Annotated in this window: 14 protein-coding genes; 8 read left to right on the top strand and 6 right to left on the bottom strand. The window is 59.8% G+C overall.

Annotated elements, in window-relative coordinates:
* Positions 1-3: 3 nt before the first annotated feature.
* A complete protein-coding gene (gene cyoA / locus AC06G5_RS04350) occupies positions 4-939 on the bottom strand; it encodes a ubiquinol oxidase subunit II (protein ID WP_008018861.1) in 936 nt (311 codons plus the stop codon).
* 27 nt (positions 940-966) lie between these two features.
* On the opposite strand from cyoA, the gene AC06G5_RS04345 reads away from it, so the two are divergent.
* Positions 967-1,227, top strand: a complete 261-nt coding sequence (locus AC06G5_RS04345) for a hypothetical protein (protein WP_413420987.1) — start codon at positions 967-969, stop codon at positions 1,225-1,227.
* A 550-nt stretch (positions 1,228-1,777) separates the two neighbouring features.
* Here the strand turns inward: AC06G5_RS04345 and AC06G5_RS04340 are convergent.
* Together AC06G5_RS04340 and hmpA are read right to left on the bottom strand one after the other, a co-directional pair.
* Positions 1,778-2,287, bottom strand: a complete 510-nt coding sequence (locus AC06G5_RS04340) for a disulfide bond formation protein B (RefSeq protein WP_413420989.1) — start codon at positions 2,285-2,287, stop codon at positions 1,778-1,780.
* 292 nt (positions 2,288-2,579) lie between these two features.
* The gene (gene hmpA, locus AC06G5_RS04335; protein WP_413420991.1) at positions 2,580-3,761 is read right to left on the bottom strand and encodes an NO-inducible flavohemoprotein; all 1,182 of its coding nucleotides are present in this window, start codon (positions 3,759-3,761) and stop codon (positions 2,580-2,582) included.
* Positions 3,762-3,914: 153 nt separating this feature from the next.
* Here hmpA and norR point away from each other — a divergent pair, with 153 nt between their 5' ends.
* The 4 genes from norR to AC06G5_RS04315 all read left to right on the top strand — a co-directional run bounded on the left by norR (position 3,915) and on the right by AC06G5_RS04315 (position 7,520).
* Complete coding sequence (norR, locus tag AC06G5_RS04330; RefSeq protein ID WP_480459014.1) at positions 3,915-5,465, top strand: nitric oxide reductase transcriptional regulator NorR; 1,551 nt, start codon at positions 3,915-3,917, stop codon at positions 5,463-5,465.
* A gap of 189 nt (positions 5,466-5,654) precedes the next feature.
* Positions 5,655-6,557: a chemotaxis protein CheV gene (locus AC06G5_RS04325; RefSeq protein ID WP_413420995.1), complete on the top strand. Its 903-nt coding sequence runs from the start codon at positions 5,655-5,657 to the stop codon at positions 6,555-6,557.
* Between the two features lie 27 nt (positions 6,558-6,584).
* Positions 6,585-7,043, top strand: a complete 459-nt coding sequence (locus AC06G5_RS04320; RefSeq protein ID WP_413420997.1) for a GNAT family N-acetyltransferase — start codon at positions 6,585-6,587, stop codon at positions 7,041-7,043.
* 150 nt (positions 7,044-7,193) lie between these two features.
* The gene (locus tag AC06G5_RS04315; protein WP_413703550.1) at positions 7,194-7,520 is read left to right on the top strand and encodes a hypothetical protein; all 327 of its coding nucleotides are present in this window, start codon (positions 7,194-7,196) and stop codon (positions 7,518-7,520) included.
* Between the two features lie 119 nt (positions 7,521-7,639).
* Here the strand turns inward: AC06G5_RS04315 and AC06G5_RS04310 are convergent, their stop codons facing one another.
* Entirely contained in the window at positions 7,640-7,897 is a 258-nt protein-coding gene (locus tag AC06G5_RS04310) for a hypothetical protein (protein WP_413421001.1), read from the bottom strand.
* Between the two features lie 179 nt (positions 7,898-8,076).
* Here AC06G5_RS04310 and AC06G5_RS04305 point away from each other — a divergent pair, with 179 nt between their 5' ends.
* Both AC06G5_RS04305 and AC06G5_RS04300 read left to right on the top strand, forming a co-directional pair.
* Complete coding sequence (locus AC06G5_RS04305) at positions 8,077-9,051, top strand: 2-hydroxyacid dehydrogenase (RefSeq protein ID WP_413703551.1); 975 nt, start codon at positions 8,077-8,079, stop codon at positions 9,049-9,051.
* Positions 9,052-9,243: 192 nt separating this feature from the next.
* Positions 9,244-9,753, top strand: a complete 510-nt coding sequence (locus AC06G5_RS04300; RefSeq protein ID WP_413421005.1) for a DUF2165 family protein — start codon at positions 9,244-9,246, stop codon at positions 9,751-9,753.
* 12 nt (positions 9,754-9,765) lie between these two features.
* On the opposite strand, the gene AC06G5_RS04295 is transcribed toward AC06G5_RS04300, so the two are convergent.
* Positions 9,766-10,668, bottom strand: a complete 903-nt coding sequence (locus tag AC06G5_RS04295; protein WP_413421007.1) for a DMT family transporter — start codon at positions 10,666-10,668, stop codon at positions 9,766-9,768.
* Between the two features lie 151 nt (positions 10,669-10,819).
* On the opposite strand from AC06G5_RS04295, the gene AC06G5_RS04290 reads away from it, so the two are divergent.
* A complete protein-coding gene (locus tag AC06G5_RS04290) occupies positions 10,820-11,695 on the top strand; it encodes a helix-turn-helix domain-containing protein (RefSeq protein ID WP_413703552.1) in 876 nt (291 codons plus the stop codon).
* 155 nt (positions 11,696-11,850) lie between these two features.
* Here the strand turns inward: AC06G5_RS04290 and AC06G5_RS04285 are convergent, their stop codons facing one another.
* Complete coding sequence (locus tag AC06G5_RS04285) at positions 11,851-14,280, bottom strand: TonB-dependent siderophore receptor (RefSeq protein WP_480459013.1); 2,430 nt, start codon at positions 14,278-14,280, stop codon at positions 11,851-11,853.
* Positions 14,281-14,338: the final 58 nt, after the last annotated feature.

Raw genomic sequence — 14,338 nt, 5'->3', positions numbered from 1 at the left:
CGTTTACTCCTCTGCCCCGGCAGCTGAATGCGAGTTCATGTCCGTAGCGGCCACTTCTTTCTCTTCTTTCTCGTGGTGCACCTTAGGACCCGGTTTCATGCCTTCGTACTTGTCGACGATGGTCTGGAACAGGTTCGGCGTAACCGAGGAGTAGAGCTCGACTGGGTTGTTCTGGCTTGGCTTGGAAAGGGCTGCGTATTCAGCTTGTTCAAGCTGTTTAGGTGCCTTTTTGACTTCGCTTACCCAGGCGTCGAAATCTTCCTGAGTCGTGGCGATCGCTTTGAATTTCATGCCGGTGAAACCAGCGCCGCTGTAGTTGGCGGAGATACCGTCCATTTCAGCGTTCTCGTTGGCGATCAGGTGCAGCTTGGTCTGCATGCCCGCCATCGCGTAGATCTGGCCGCCCAGAGCAGGGATGAAGAACGAGTTCATCACGGCGTCGGAAGTGATCTTGAAGTTGACCGGGGTGTGCGCCGGGAACACGATCTTGTTGACCGTGGCGATGCCTTGTTCCGGATAGATGAACAGCCACTTCCAGTCCAGCGCGACCACTTCGATGGTCACCGGCTTGACGTCGGATTCCAGCGGCTTGTACGGGTCGAGGGCGTGGGTCGACTTGTAGGTGACGTAACCCAAGGCAATGATGATCAGCACTGGAACAGCCCACACCGCGATCTCGATCTTGGTGGAGTGGTTCCATTTCGGGGTGTAGGTAGCGTTGGTGTTGGAGGCGCGGTATTTCCAGGCGAACAGGAAGGTCATGACGATGACCGGAACCACGACCAACAGCATCAGCAGCGTTGCGGTGATGATCAGGTTTCGCTCATCCAGACCAACCTGGCCCTTGGGATTGAGCAAGGTCATGTTGCAGCCTGACAGCAGCAATGTGCCGATCAGCGGCAATAAGCCTAGTAGTCTGGGGTACCTGTTTTTACTCATCTCACGACCTCTAAAGCAGCTTGCGCAATGCAGTTGGGTTTTGATCGCCAACACTTCACCCTGCCAAGGGTTGGCATTTTTCTTGGATTGAATAAGGGCATGCCCGTCGTGCGTCAGACGCGTTTCGACAAATCCTGGGCCTGCGGTGAGTTCTTATTCGAATTCGTGGTCAAAGGCCTTTTTACAGACCAATTCCATTTGGTGCGGATAGTTGGAGACTCCGACACCTGGGCATCGCATGAAGCCACCAGACTTCTCGACACCCTGTTTCTGCTCACGCCTGGTTAAGATTTGAGCAGTGCCGGGAATTCAGTGCGGGCGATTGTAGATATGTAACGTTTTATAAACCATGTCTCATCCCGAAATAATTTTTATCCGAACCGGCAACAATCATTAACCGTTTTCGCAAAAGTGGCGCATCTTATCGAAATTAATTCTCAACAAAAACACCAAAATTAGTAGGTCTTCCGCCCACAGTTCAGACAGTATCGGGTCCCTCTTCACTGCCCTTTACCTTGCCTGAGCCCCGATATGACGGGGGCTCTGGCTATTCGCCAAGCCGTGTTAAAACTGCCTGATTGCGCTCGGAACGGAAAAAACCGGAAGCCTGCAAATCAGCCCAATTTCGTTACGTTTCCATGCACCAATCCGGCCTCCTCGAAGGCCCTGCGACACCGGCTCTGTGACAACATGTCGCACATGTGTCGCACCCTTGGCTGTCACACATCACGGTCTTTTTATCTGGCCTCTGAAATGGCTCGGCAAGACAAAAAAAGCCCCGGTCCTCTCTGCGAGGAACGGGGCTTTTTTGTCCGACAATGCGTGGCGGCAGATGACCTCAGCGCAGCGCTTTGCGGTTACGCGACGTCAGCAATGGCACCAGCACCACGATCAGCACGAAGGCGACCAGCGCCCACTGCGCCAGCGACAGACCGAGGATCGGCGGGTATGGCGTGGAGCAGAAACCATCGACCTGGAAGCCCAACGGGAAGATCTTCGCCAGCGGCAACCCATCGACAATCGGTTGCAGCACATCGATGCCGCAGCTGACCGCCGGATAGAACTGCGTAAAGACGTGATGCCCGGCAACGCCTGCGCCTGCCAGCGCGCAGATCACCACCAGGGTTTCGAATGCCGTGATGCTGCGGCGGGTGTGCATGGCCGCGCCGATGAAGGCGAAGATCGCGATCAGCAGCAACGCATAACGTTGCAGGATGCACAGCGGGCAAGGCGCCTCGCCCAGAACAATTTGCATGTACAACGCGCCGCCGATCAGCGCCAGGCAAATGATGCCCAACAACACCAGGTAGCGCCGTTCACGCCCCAACCGCATGGATTCATCGCTCATCGCGTTTCCCTTCAAGATTTCCAGTGCCCGCCAGTCTACACGCTGGCCCGGACCTTTGAGAGTCTGGAGCGTGTCCGGGGGGATTCGGGGGAATAGACGACAAGGCGGTTAAGCAGGGATTAACTTTCTGGCTTTTTTCAGTTCAGGACCGAGGTGAAGCTATCGCGGGCAAGCCACGCTCCCACAGGGATTTGTGTCGATCCAGATTGATGTGAACGACACAAAACCTGTGGGAGCATGGCTTGCCCGCGATGAAGGCGACGCGGTGAGGCAGACTCACCGCGCCAGAGCCTTACTCCAGTGCCGCTGCCGGCCCGAAGAACTCGTAACGACTTTGCTTCTCCGGCACGCCCAGTGCCTTGAGGTGGCGTTTCACTGCAGCCATGAAGCCTTTTGGCCCCAGGAAGTAAGCGTCCAGGTCACGCTGCTCCGGCAGCCATGCATTCAACTGCTGCTGGCTCAACAAACCAACCTTGTGTGCCGCCGGGCTCACACCGTCATCTTCGGAGTAGCAGTAGAACCGCTTGAGTTGCGGGTGACGCTCGGCCAAGCCGTCGATCCAGTCACGGAAGGCATGCACGCTGCCATTGCGCGCGCAGTGGATGAAATGTACCGGCCGCTGGGTCTCCAGCGCCGCTTCGAGCATCGCCAGGGTCGGGGTAATGCCAACGCCGCCACTGATCAGCACCAGCGGTTTGTCGCTGGCGCTCAGGACGAACTCGCCCGATGGCGGGAACAACTGGATGCTGGCGCCGACATGCAATTGGTCGTGCAGGAAGTTGGAAGCGCGGCCACCGTCCTCGCGTTTTACGCTGATGCGGTACTGGCCCTTGTTCGCCAGCGCCGACAGCGAGTAGTTACGACGGATCTCTTCACCGTCGAGGATCAGTTTCATGCCGATGTACTGGCCGGGTTCCGCCACCAGGATCGGGCCTTTGTCCGCCGGTTCGAAGTAGAACGAGGTGATCTCTGCGCTCTCCTCGACCTTACCGGCCACGATGAATTCCCGCGCCCCGCGCCAGCCGCCGTGGGCCTGCTCCTTCTGGTCGTAGATGCTGGATTCGGCACCGATCAGAATGTCCGCCAGCTGGCCATAGGCCGCGCCCCAGGCCGCGATCACTTCAGGGGTGGCGATCTCTTCGCCCAGCACTTCGGCAATGGCCCGCAGCAGGCAGTTACCGACAATCGGATAGTGTTCCGGCAGGATCTGCAGGGCCACGTGCTTGTTGATGATCTTGGCCACCAGGTCGCCCAACTGGTCGAGTTGGTCGATATGGCGCGCATACATCAATACGCCGTTGGCCAGGGCACGCGGCTGATCACCGCTGGCCTGGTGGGCCTGGTTGAACAGCGGGCGGACTTCCGGGTATTCGGAGAGCATCATGCGGTAGAAGTGCGTGATCAGCGCTTCGCCACCGCTTTCGAGCAACGGTACGGTGGATTTGACGATGGCACGGTCTTGAACGCTCAGCATAAGGTGACTCCTGGTTCTCGGGTTGCTAACGGATTACCTATGCTTATCAGCTTCCATGCCAACTATTTAATCGTTATAAATCAATAAGATAAGAACATAATAGTCATTAAGACACCACCTGATTTATAGTCATGTCGACTACACGGAGTCACTATGACTGCAAAACCCCTGCTCACTGCCCTGCTGCCCCTGGTCTCCGACCTGTCCCGCGAACTGCCCGAGGGCGAGCGTTATCGCCGCCTGCTGGAAGCCATGCGCGCCCTGCTGCCCTGCGACGCCGCCGCCCTGCTGCGCCTTGACGGTGAATGGCTGGTGCCGCTGGCTGTCGACGGCTTGAGCACCGACACTCTCGGTCGGCGCTTCAAGGTCAGCGAGCACCCGCGTTTCGAAGCGCTGCTCAGCGGCCCTGGCCCGACCCGTTTCGCTGCCGACAGCGACTTGCCTGACCCCTATGACGGTCTGGTCGATGGCCTGGATGATCATCTGGAAGTCCACGACTGCATGGGCTGCCCATTGTTCATCGACGAGCGGCCATGGGGTCTGCTGACCCTCGACGCCCTCGATCCGGAGCGCTTCGAGCCCATCGAACTGGATGCCCTGCAAGCCTTCGCCAGCCTCGCGGCCGCCACGGTCAACGCCGCCGAACGCATCGAGCGGTTGAACAACCGGGTCGAAGATGAACATCAGCGCGCCGAGGTTTACCGTCAGGCCAGCGGCCAGCAGAATCGCGAGATGATTGGCCAGAGCAAGGCCCACAAACGTCTGGTCGAAGAAATCAGCCTGGTGGGCGGCAGCGACCTGACCGTGCTGATCACTGGCGAAACCGGGGTCGGCAAGGAGTTGGTGGCCCAGGCCATCCATGCCGCTTCGCCCCGCGCCGACAAACCGATCATCAGCCTCAACTGCGCCGCGCTGCCCGACACATTGGTGGAAAGCGAGTTGTTCGGCCATGTCCGCGGCGCCTTTACCGGGGCGATGAACGACCGCCGTGGCAAGTTCGAACTGGCCAATGGCGGCACGCTGTTTCTTGATGAAGTCGGTGAGCTGTCGCTGACCGTGCAGGCCAAGTTGCTGCGGGTGTTGCAGAGCGGTCAACTGCAGCGACTGGGTTCGGACAGGGAGCATCAGGTGAACGTGCGCCTGATCGCGGCGACCAACCGCGACCTCGCCGAAGAAGTGCGCAGCGGCCGTTATCGCGCCGACTTCTACCATCGCCTCAGCGTTTATCCGTTGCTGGTGCCGGCCCTGCGCGATCGCGGGCGCGATGTGCTGCTGCTCAGCGGTTACTTCCTGGAGCAGAACCGCTCGCGCATGGGCCTCAATAGCCTGCGCCTGAACAGCGACGCCCAGGCCGCGCTATTGGCCTACGACTGGCCCGGCAACGTGCGCGAGCTTGAACATTTGATTGGCCGCAGCGCCTTGAAAGCCTTGGGCAATTGCAAGGAACGGCCGAAGATTCTCAGCCTGAGCGCCGCTGACCTGGACTTGCCCAATGCCAGCATTGAAGCCGCTACCGAGCAGCCCGCTGCCACCGTCACGCCGGTGGTGACCGGCGATTTGCGCGACGCGACCGAAAACTATCAGCGCCAGTTGATCGGTGCCTGCCTGGAACGGCACAACAACAACTGGGCAAGCGCGGCCCGTGAGCTAGGCCTGGATCGGGCGAATCTTGGGCGGATGGCCAAGAGACTGGGTATGAAGTGAGGACCCCTTCGCGAGCAAGCCCGCTCCCACATTTGGAATGCGATCAACTGTGCGGGCAGGCTTGCTCGCGAAGACGAACTACCATTCACCCGAATAGCTAAAGCCTGCCCTGTACGAGTCGATAACCCGGCATCGATAGCTTTTGGCGATTGTTCACTCGCCCATCACCTTTTTCCACAGAAGGTTTTTATGTCCACCACCAAAGCCCGCGCAGACTCACTTTCGCTTCTGCTGTTTACCTTGCGCAGCGGCAAGCTGATGGCGATCAACCTGCTCAAGGTCAGTGAAATCATTCCCTGCCCGCCGCTGACCAGGCTGCCGGAGTCGCATCCCCACGTCAAAGGCATCGCCACCCTGCGCGGTTCGTCGCTGTCGGTGATTGATCTCAGCCGTGCCATCGGCGAGCGGCCGCTGGAAGACCCGAACGGCGGCTGCCTGATCGTTACTGACGTCAGCCGCTCCAAGCAGGGCCTGCACGTGCAGGCAGTGAGCAAGATCGTCCATTGCCTGACTACCGACATCCGCCCGCCGCCCTTCGGCTCCGGTGGTTTGCGTGCCTACATCACCGGCGTGACGTCGGTCGATGGCACCCTGGTACAAGTGCTGGACATCGAAAAAGTCATCCACGGCATTGCTCCTGCCCAAATCGAAATGGCGCCGACCGAGCTGAGCATGGAAGACGCCGAGTTGCTCGGCAACGCGCGCATCCTGGTAGTCGACGACAGTCAGGTCGCCTTGCAACAATCGGTACACACCCTGCGTAACCTGGGCCTGCAATGCCATACGGCCCGCAGCGCCAAGGAAGCCATCGACTGCCTGCTGGACCTGCAAGGCACCGCGCAGCAGATCAACCTGATTGTCTCGGACATCGAAATGTCCGAGATGGACGGCTACGCCTTCACCCGCACCCTGCGAGAAACCCCGGATTTCGCGCATCTTTATGTACTGCTGCACACGTCGCTGGACAGTGCGATGAATGCAGAGAAAGCACGACTGGCCGGGGCCAACGCGGTGCTGACCAAATTTTCTTCGCCGGAACTGACCCAGTGCCTGATCACTGCGGCCAAGGCGGTTGCCGAACAGGGTTACTGAGTGCTGACGGAAGAATTCTGCTGGCTGATGCGGCGCGACCTCTCAGTCGTCGTGCCGCCCGCCGATTGGCCAGCCGGCCTGCAACTGAGCGAATACCGCCCCGAACTGGGCGCCGCCGTGCACCGGTTGATGGAGTTCGGTTATCTCGACGGCGGCGGGCGTGTCGCCGCGCTGGACATGTGGCAACGGCAGTTTGAAACCGATCCGGAATATGACCCGACCCTGTGCTTCATTGCCTGGGATGCCGAAGGCGTGGTGGGCGTGTGTCAGTGCTGGACCAGTGCCTATATCAAGAACCTGGTGGTGCACCCGCGGTTTCAGGGCCGGGGGTTGGGGCGCGCACTGTTGTTGCAGGCGTTCAAGGTGTTCCAGCAGCGGCGCGAAGGATTTGTGGATTTGAAGGTGCGCGAAGACAACCATAGGGCGCGGCGGCTATATGAAAGCGTCGGGATGCATGCCGTTCGCCGAGAGCCGGTTCCGGTCTGATACGCCGCCTTCGCGAGCAAGCCCGCTCCCACAGGTTCAATGCAGTCCTTTGTGGGAGCGGGCTTGCTCGCGAAGAGGCCGGCACATCCACTCCAAAACCGTCAGGCATACTCCACCCTTGGCCATTGCACATCCAAGGACGCCAGAACCATGAAAGCAGCAACCCTGACTTTTCTCTGCATCACCGCCCTCGCCCCCCAGGCCCACGCCTCAAGCCCTGATGCCTGGGCCACCTACGACAAAGCCGTACTCGTCAGTTGCACCAAGGCCAGCGGTCTGAAGGACGCCAAACCCGTGGGCAACGCCGCGCAGTTCGATGACCGGGTCGGCTACACCGCACTCCTGCTCCAGGGCCAGTACCCGCAAAAGCACATGAAAGGCGCACAAGGCACCGAGCTGTGCCTCTACAACAAAAAGGGCAAGACCGCGTACGTCACCGAATGGGACTCCATCCGCCCGACCGGCAAGGCGAACTGAGTGGCGCATGATCAGCTTCGATAGCGGCCTTTACAGCGGCATCATGAAAGAACGCAGATCCCTTGTGGGAGCGGGCTTGCTGGCGAAGACGGCAGATCAGGCACCGCGGAGCTGAAAGCTCAGCGCTTGCCCATCGACCGACGAGTCCCCGGCGGAGCCATGCCCGGCGTCTTGGTGTGGCCGTTCTTGGCGCCATTTTTGTACCACGGCTGGTTCGAGCCCTTGGCGGCCGCCAGCTCACCCGGCTTGAACGGGAATTTGAATGCCGGGATCCCGGCTTCGGTTGCGCTGTCGGCGCTGGAGTCGACGCTGTCTGGCAGCTCTGCCTGCACGTCGCTCAAAGCGTCGGCTACCGGCGGTTGTTTCGGGGATGTCATGAAAGCTCCGGGTGGTGCGCAAATTGTCGGGCCCAGTGAGCGAGCCGCGAAAGGCCGCAGTATAACTGGATGACGCCCGGCAAGCTGCTAGCTTGCAACGACCGCTGGGCGACTCGCACAAATCCCGCGAAGAATGTTAGCGTGCTCACCATTATCTCCGTCCGACGAGCCCGCCTCCCATGAAAAAGACTGTCCTGGCCTTCAGCCGCGTCACTGCGCAAATGGTCGAACGCCTGCAACAGGATTTCGACGTCATCGTGCCGAATCCGAAAAACGGCGACATCAGCGCCCAATTCAACGAAGCCCTGCCCCACGCCCACGGCCTGATCGGCGTCGGTCGCAAACTCGGCCGCGCCCAACTGGAAAACGCCGCCAGGCTGGAGGTGGTATCCAGCGTCTCGGTGGGCTACGACAACTATGACGTGGCGTATTTCAACGAACGCGGGATCATGCTGACCAACACGCCGGATGTGCTTACCGAAAGCACCGCCGACCTGGCATTTGCGCTGCTGATGAGCAGCGCGCGCCGCGTCGCCGAACTGGATGCCTGGACCAAGGCCGGACAATGGCAAGCCACCGTCGGTGCGCCGTTGTTCGGTTGTGATGTGCATGGCAAGACCCTGGGCATCGTCGGCATGGGTAACATCGGTGCCGCCATCGCCCGGCGCGGTCGATTGGGGTTCAACATGCCGGTCATCTACAGCGGCAACAGCCGCAAGACCGACCTGGAACAGGAGCTCGGCGCACAGTTTCGCAGCCTCGATCAACTGCTGGCCGAGGCCGACTTCGTCTGCCTGGTGGTGCCGCTCAGCGAGAAAACCAGACACTTGATCAGCCATCGCGAACTGGCGCTGATGAAGCCGAGCGCCATATTGGTGAACATCGCCCGTGGCCCGGTGGTGGATGAGCCGGCGCTGATCGAAGCCCTGCAAAACAACCGCATTCGTGGTGCCGGGCTGGACGTGTACGAAAAAGAACCGCTGGCCGAGTCGCCACTGTTCCAGCTGAAAAACGCCGTGACCTTGCCGCACATTGGCTCGGCCACCCACGAGACCCGCGATGCGATGGCCAATCGTGCCCTGGCCAACTTGCGCAGTGCCTTGCTGGGCGAGCGGCCACAAGACCTGGTCAATCCGCAAGTGTGGAAAGGTTGATAGAACCCGGGTACGTCTTGGCAGATGTACCCGCCCATTAAAAAACCTGAATAACCTTTCCAGTCACTCCCGTACTTCATCAAATAAACAATCGAAACAACCTGCAACGCAAGGCTTTCAACAACTTGCGGTCACCGACTATAGACTCCGATCAAGACAAACGCACTAGCCATGCTCTCGGAGAACGATCACATGTACAAAAACACGACCGCAGACATAATAAGACGAAGCAAACTAACCATTGTATTGCTGGCGACGCTTTTCGGGATCATGACCCTCATCAACAACTTCACCGACTATACGGCATACGCCGAATACATCGGCAGAATCATCAGCATGAGCGCGACCGAAGGCAATGAATCCAGGCGCTACCGGGCGATCAGCTCAGGTCTTTTTCATCATCGCTTCTACTGGGCGATAATAACACTGGAGACCATATTCACATTGAGCTGTCTGATCGGGACTTATCAGCTCTATCGAAAACTCGATGCACCGCACAATGAGTTTCACGAAGCGAAGAAATTCGCCATCATTGGTTTAACCACCGCAATCTTTGTTTACCAGATGTTATACGTAACGATACTCAACGAATGGTTCGACCTGGAGTATTCCGCTCAACGCAGTGCTTTTGACTGGGCACGAAACAATATTGAATATATGTTTCTCGGCCTGATCTACCTGGTAGCGGTAAAGGATAGTTGAACGGCATGCGATTCATGCCAGTTTGCCTGACACCGGGCTGGCGCTCGCCCTGGCCTTGCGAAACACCAGCACGTTACCCAGCATCACCATCACCAGCCCCACCAAAGCCGGTGCCGTCCATTGGTAGCCCTCGGCAAACGCCGAGACATTCAGCGCCACCACCGGAAACAGCACAGTGCAATAGGCCGCGCGCTCAGGCCCCATGCGACCGACCAGCGTCAGATAGGCGGTAAAACCGATCACCGAACCCGGAATCACCAGGTACAACAGTGACCCGATGTAACGCACGCTCATTTCCATGTCGAATGGAATGCCTTTGACCAGGCACCACACCGACAACATGGCCGCCCCGTAGGCCATGCCCCAGGCATTGGTGGTCAGTGGCTTGAGACCGGCCTTCTGTTGCAGGCTCGAGAGCATGTTGCCCGCCGAGAAACACAAGGTGCCGCACAGGGCCAGGCCAAGGCCGAGCAGAGTTTCCGGGCTGGCGGTATGCCCAGCCAGTTCCGGCCAGAACAGCAGTCCCAGCCCAAGCAGGCCCAGCGCACCGCCCATCAGCACGTTGCGGGCGATTTTCTGACCGAAGAACACCCGCGCGTTAAGCGCATTCCACAGAGTGGCAGTGGAAAACACCACGGCCACCAGACCACTGGGGATCCACTGGCTTGCGGTGAGGAAACACATGAAGTTGACGCAGAACAGGCACAGGCCCTGAGCCAGGCAGATCAGGTGCCCGCGACGGTTCATCACTTGCAGGCGTCGGCTGAGCAGCAGGATCACGAACAGCACCAGCGCAGCGAGGCCGAAGCGATAGACGATCGACACGGGAATGGCCACCACGCCCAGCTGCCACTTCAAGGCAATCCAGGTGGTGCCCCAGATCAGCACGGTCAGCAGGTACAAAGAAAGGTTCATGACAAAGGCTCCTCGACAGGAGCCCAGTGTCCGGCGCCACGCCTGGGCGCACTTGCATAAACTTGCGCTTTTGTCTGGCGACAGGCTGGCAGGCGCACTCCTACGGGGTAGGATGCAAGGCGTTGGATGCAGGTGTTAGAGAGCAACGATCATGGCTGCACTGGATACCCTACAAGTCTTTCAAGCCCTCAACCGTTCGCCGAATGCTCGCCTCGAGCACAGCGCCGAGCTCGGTGACGGCTTGTCTGCGGCCTTGTGGAGCAATCACCACGACGCCCAGGAATATGAAGCGCCCAGCCACCACACGCTGTCCTGCTATCTCGCTGGCGGCACCGGCACCTTTCGCCGCGACCAGCCCGGCAACAAGGGGGGGCCGGACAAACTGTGCATCCTGCCGGCCGATCACCAGTCAGGCTGGGTGATCAACGGCGATATTCGCCTGGCCCACCTGTATTTCAGCCCCGAACAGTTTGCCCTCGGCTGCGTCACCCTGCTCGATCGCGAACCACGGGAAATGCAGCTGCGCGAGCAGACCTTTCTCGATGATCCACAGCAGGCGCTGCGCTTTCGGCGGTTGATCGCCTTGAACTGGGACGAGCCGGGCGAGCGTCTGCTCACCAGCAGCCTGGCTCACGAACTGCTCAGCCATGCCCTGCTCAGCCAGGTGAATATGCGTCAGGGCCTGCGCCTTAAGGGTGGGTTGGCCGCGCATCAACGTCGGCATCTGGTGGAGTTCATCGACAGCCATCTGGACGAGGCCATCAGCCTCGGTCAGTTGGCGGCGTTGTGCGCGCTGTCGGAATACCACTTCGCGCGGATGTTTCGCGAGAGCTTCGGCTTGCCGCCCCACCAGTACGTGCTGGCACGGCGCCTTGACCGGGCGCGAGCGTTGCTGCGCATGACCTCGCAGCCGCTGGGGGAGATTGCCCTGGCTTGCGGCTTTTCCAGTGCCAGCCACTTCACAAACCGCTTTCGCCGGGCCCTGGGAGGAACGCCCGGCGAGTATCGACAGGCATTTTTGCGCTAGCCCCGTTTTTTTATCGCCTGTACTGCCGCCTTCGTCGGATCGCCGCCCGGACCAAGCCCGCTCCCACAGGTTTGGTGGTGCTCACCTGTTTTGTGGCTACCCTGCTCCCCTGTGGGAGCGGGCTTGCTCGCGAAGAACGATGACGCGGTCTGTCGTCAGAACTCCAAAGTGCTCGACAACGTCACCTGCCGCGAATCACCCATCGACACAAAGAACCGGCTCGCCGCCGAGGTGTAATAGGTGCGGTCGAACAGGTTCTTCACGTTGAGCTGGAACTTGACCTTCTGCCCTTCGACCCTGGTGTCGTAGGTGGCGAACGCATCGGCCACGGTGTAGCTCGGCAATTCGAAATCATTCACGGCGTTACCTTGCCTTTCACCTACGTAACGCGCCCCGGCACCGACCCGCAACTGATCGCCGCCAACAATGGTGCCAAAGTCATAGACCGCCGACAGCGAGCCGCTGTTCTTCGCCACGTTTTGCAGTTGATTGCCTTTGTAAACCGGGTCTTCGGTGACTTCGGCATCGGTGTAGGCGTAGCTGCCGATCATGCTCCAGCGATCGGTGAGCTGACCGCTCAAGTCCACTTCCAGGCCACGGGAACGCACTTCGCCGGCGGCGCTGTAAATCGTGGTCGGGCCTTCGGCATTGGCCACCAGCACGTTGCGTTTCCTGATGTCGAACAACGCAATGTTGCCGGTGATGCGGCCCGGCAGGTCAAGCTTGGCACCCAGCTCCCAGGACTTGGCTTCTTCCGGCGCGATGCTGCCGTCCAGCACGGTACTGCTGCCGCTCAACGGCGCGATGGTCGAGTTGGGTTTGAACGACTCGGTGTAGCTGCCGTAGAACGACAAGGCATCGGTGTACTTGTATACCAGGCCAGCACGCGGCACCCATTTCTGCCCGTTACTGTCGGTGTTGGCGTGGAACGGCACGCCTTTGCCAGCAAATTGGTCGTACGCCTGGAAGCGCGCGCCGGCCACCAGAATCCATTGCTCGTTGAGGTGGATGGAATCCTGCAGGAACACCGAATCGCTGCGCAGCTCATCGGTCTGCGCGCTATCAGCCGCGCTGACGGTGGAACCCGGCACTTCCTGGCCATACACCGGGTTCACGTAGCTGAACGTGGTGCGACTTTTCTGGCGGATCAAATCTTCGCGAAAAATCTTGCGGTACTCGTCATCGACGCCGAACAGCAGGTCGTGCTGCATGCCGAGCACATTCACGTTGCCTTCCAGGCTCGCGGTGGTGAAACGGTCGGTGCTGATCGCGTTTTGAGTACCGTCCATGCTGCGGGTCAGGGTGCCCTTTTTGGTGTCGATGGCGGTCACGCGCACTTGGCTGGCGTCGTAGGCTTCGCGGTTCCAGCTGTAGCCGAAATGGGCTTTCCAGTTGTCGTTGAGTTCGTGATCGGCCTCGAAGTGATAGAGGTCCGAACGCCCTTCCATGTTGTTGAACGGCTCGTCGAGACGCTCGTTGCGCGAGATGTCCAGCGGATGGTTGGTCCGTGGATCGATCAGCGTGCCACGGTCGAAGGGTGTGAGGAATTCGCGGTGCTCATAGGCGAACAACAGCTTAGTGCTTTCGCCGGACCACGCCAGCGATGGCGCGATCAAGCTCTCGCGATGCACGCCGAAGTTACGCCAGTAATCTTCGTCTTCGTGATCCAGCACCATGCGGTAGGCCAGTCCGGAATCGCCGAGGGCACCGGTACTGTCCAGGCTACCGCCGCTGCCGTTCTTGCCGTCGCCATAGCTCGAGCCGCGCAAGGTCAAGGCGTTGTACTGCTCGAGCTCGGGCTTCTTGCTGACCATATTGACCACGCCACCCGGATCCTGGATGCCATAGAGCAGCGAGGCCGGCCCTTTGAGCACTTCGACCCGATCCACGCTGGCGTTGAGGCCCCGCCCCTGCACGATCGGCATCCCGTCACGCATGATCGAGCCATTACGGTTGTCGCCAAAACCGCGGACCATCACCGAGTCCTGAGTGCTGCCCAGGGTGTTGGCCTGGGTGATGCCGCTGACGTTGGCCAGGGCGTCATCAAGATTGCGCGGGGCCTGGTCGCGGATGACCTGGGCCGGGACGACATTGATGGTCTGCGGGATCTCCTGAACGGGAGCCGAGGAACGCATCACTGAAGTGGTGGGAGGCGGCTGGTAACTCATGGACTCATCCATCACCGAGGTGATGGTGGTCGCGCCCAGGTTCAACGCACCCTCAGTCGGCCGTGGTTCCAGTGCAATGGTGTGGCCGTCGGTGCGACGGAACGTCAGGCCCGAGCCGGTGAGCAGACGTTGCAGGGCCTGTTCGGCGCTCATCTGGCCATTGATTGCCGGCGCATTGAGTCCGTAAGGCGCTTCATCGGTGTAGACGACGCTGATGCCGGTCACCCGGCTGAAATCACTCAGGGCCTGGGGCAGCGGTTTGGCGGCCAGAGAAAAACTGAACTGTGCACGCGGCTGACGGTTGCCCGTCTCTGCAGCCAGCGCCACGCTCAGCGGCAACAACGCCAATGCCGAAAAGCTCAGCGCAGAGACACCCAACCATTGTTTGACCGAACCCGATTTTGCCCTGGACTTCATGACTCATGACCTGTGTAGAACCGCAACGGATGCGAATGACTCGCAGTTTCAGTCACTA

Source organism: Pseudomonas sp. WT-JTC (assembly GCF_056711565.1).
This window is presented reverse-complemented; position numbering and strand designations above follow the sequence as displayed.

Bases quoted from the DNA above. Each gene is read 5' to 3' on its own strand.
- AC06G5_RS04345 (WP_413420987.1), top strand. From the start codon at position 967: ATGCAGTTGGGTTTTGATCGCCAACACTTCACCCTGCCAAGGGTTGGC.
- AC06G5_RS04285 (WP_480459013.1), bottom strand. From the start codon at position 14,280: ATGAAGTCCAGGGCAAAATCGGGTTCGGTCAAACAATGGTTGGGTGTC.
- AC06G5_RS04320 (WP_413420997.1), top strand. From the start codon at position 6,585: ATGCGGCGCGACCTCTCAGTCGTCGTGCCGCCCGCCGATTGGCCAGCC.
- AC06G5_RS04310 (WP_413421001.1), bottom strand. From the start codon at position 7,897: ATGACATCCCCGAAACAACCGCCGGTAGCCGACGCTTTGAGCGACGTG.
- AC06G5_RS04290 (WP_413703552.1), top strand. From the start codon at position 10,820: ATGGCTGCACTGGATACCCTACAAGTCTTTCAAGCCCTCAACCGTTCG.
- norR (WP_480459014.1), top strand. From the start codon at position 3,915: ATGACTGCAAAACCCCTGCTCACTGCCCTGCTGCCCCTGGTCTCCGAC.
- AC06G5_RS04325 (WP_413420995.1), top strand. From the start codon at position 5,655: ATGTCCACCACCAAAGCCCGCGCAGACTCACTTTCGCTTCTGCTGTTT.
- hmpA (WP_413420991.1), bottom strand. From the start codon at position 3,761: ATGCTGAGCGTTCAAGACCGTGCCATCGTCAAATCCACCGTACCGTTG.
- AC06G5_RS04315 (WP_413703550.1), top strand. From the start codon at position 7,194: ATGAAAGCAGCAACCCTGACTTTTCTCTGCATCACCGCCCTCGCCCCC.
- cyoA (WP_008018861.1), bottom strand. From the start codon at position 939: ATGAGTAAAAACAGGTACCCCAGACTACTAGGCTTATTGCCGCTGATC.
- AC06G5_RS04295 (WP_413421007.1), bottom strand. From the start codon at position 10,668: ATGAACCTTTCTTTGTACCTGCTGACCGTGCTGATCTGGGGCACCACC.
- AC06G5_RS04305 (WP_413703551.1), top strand. From the start codon at position 8,077: ATGAAAAAGACTGTCCTGGCCTTCAGCCGCGTCACTGCGCAAATGGTC.
- AC06G5_RS04300 (WP_413421005.1), top strand. From the start codon at position 9,244: ATGTACAAAAACACGACCGCAGACATAATAAGACGAAGCAAACTAACC.
- AC06G5_RS04340 (WP_413420989.1), bottom strand. From the start codon at position 2,287: ATGAGCGATGAATCCATGCGGTTGGGGCGTGAACGGCGCTACCTGGTG.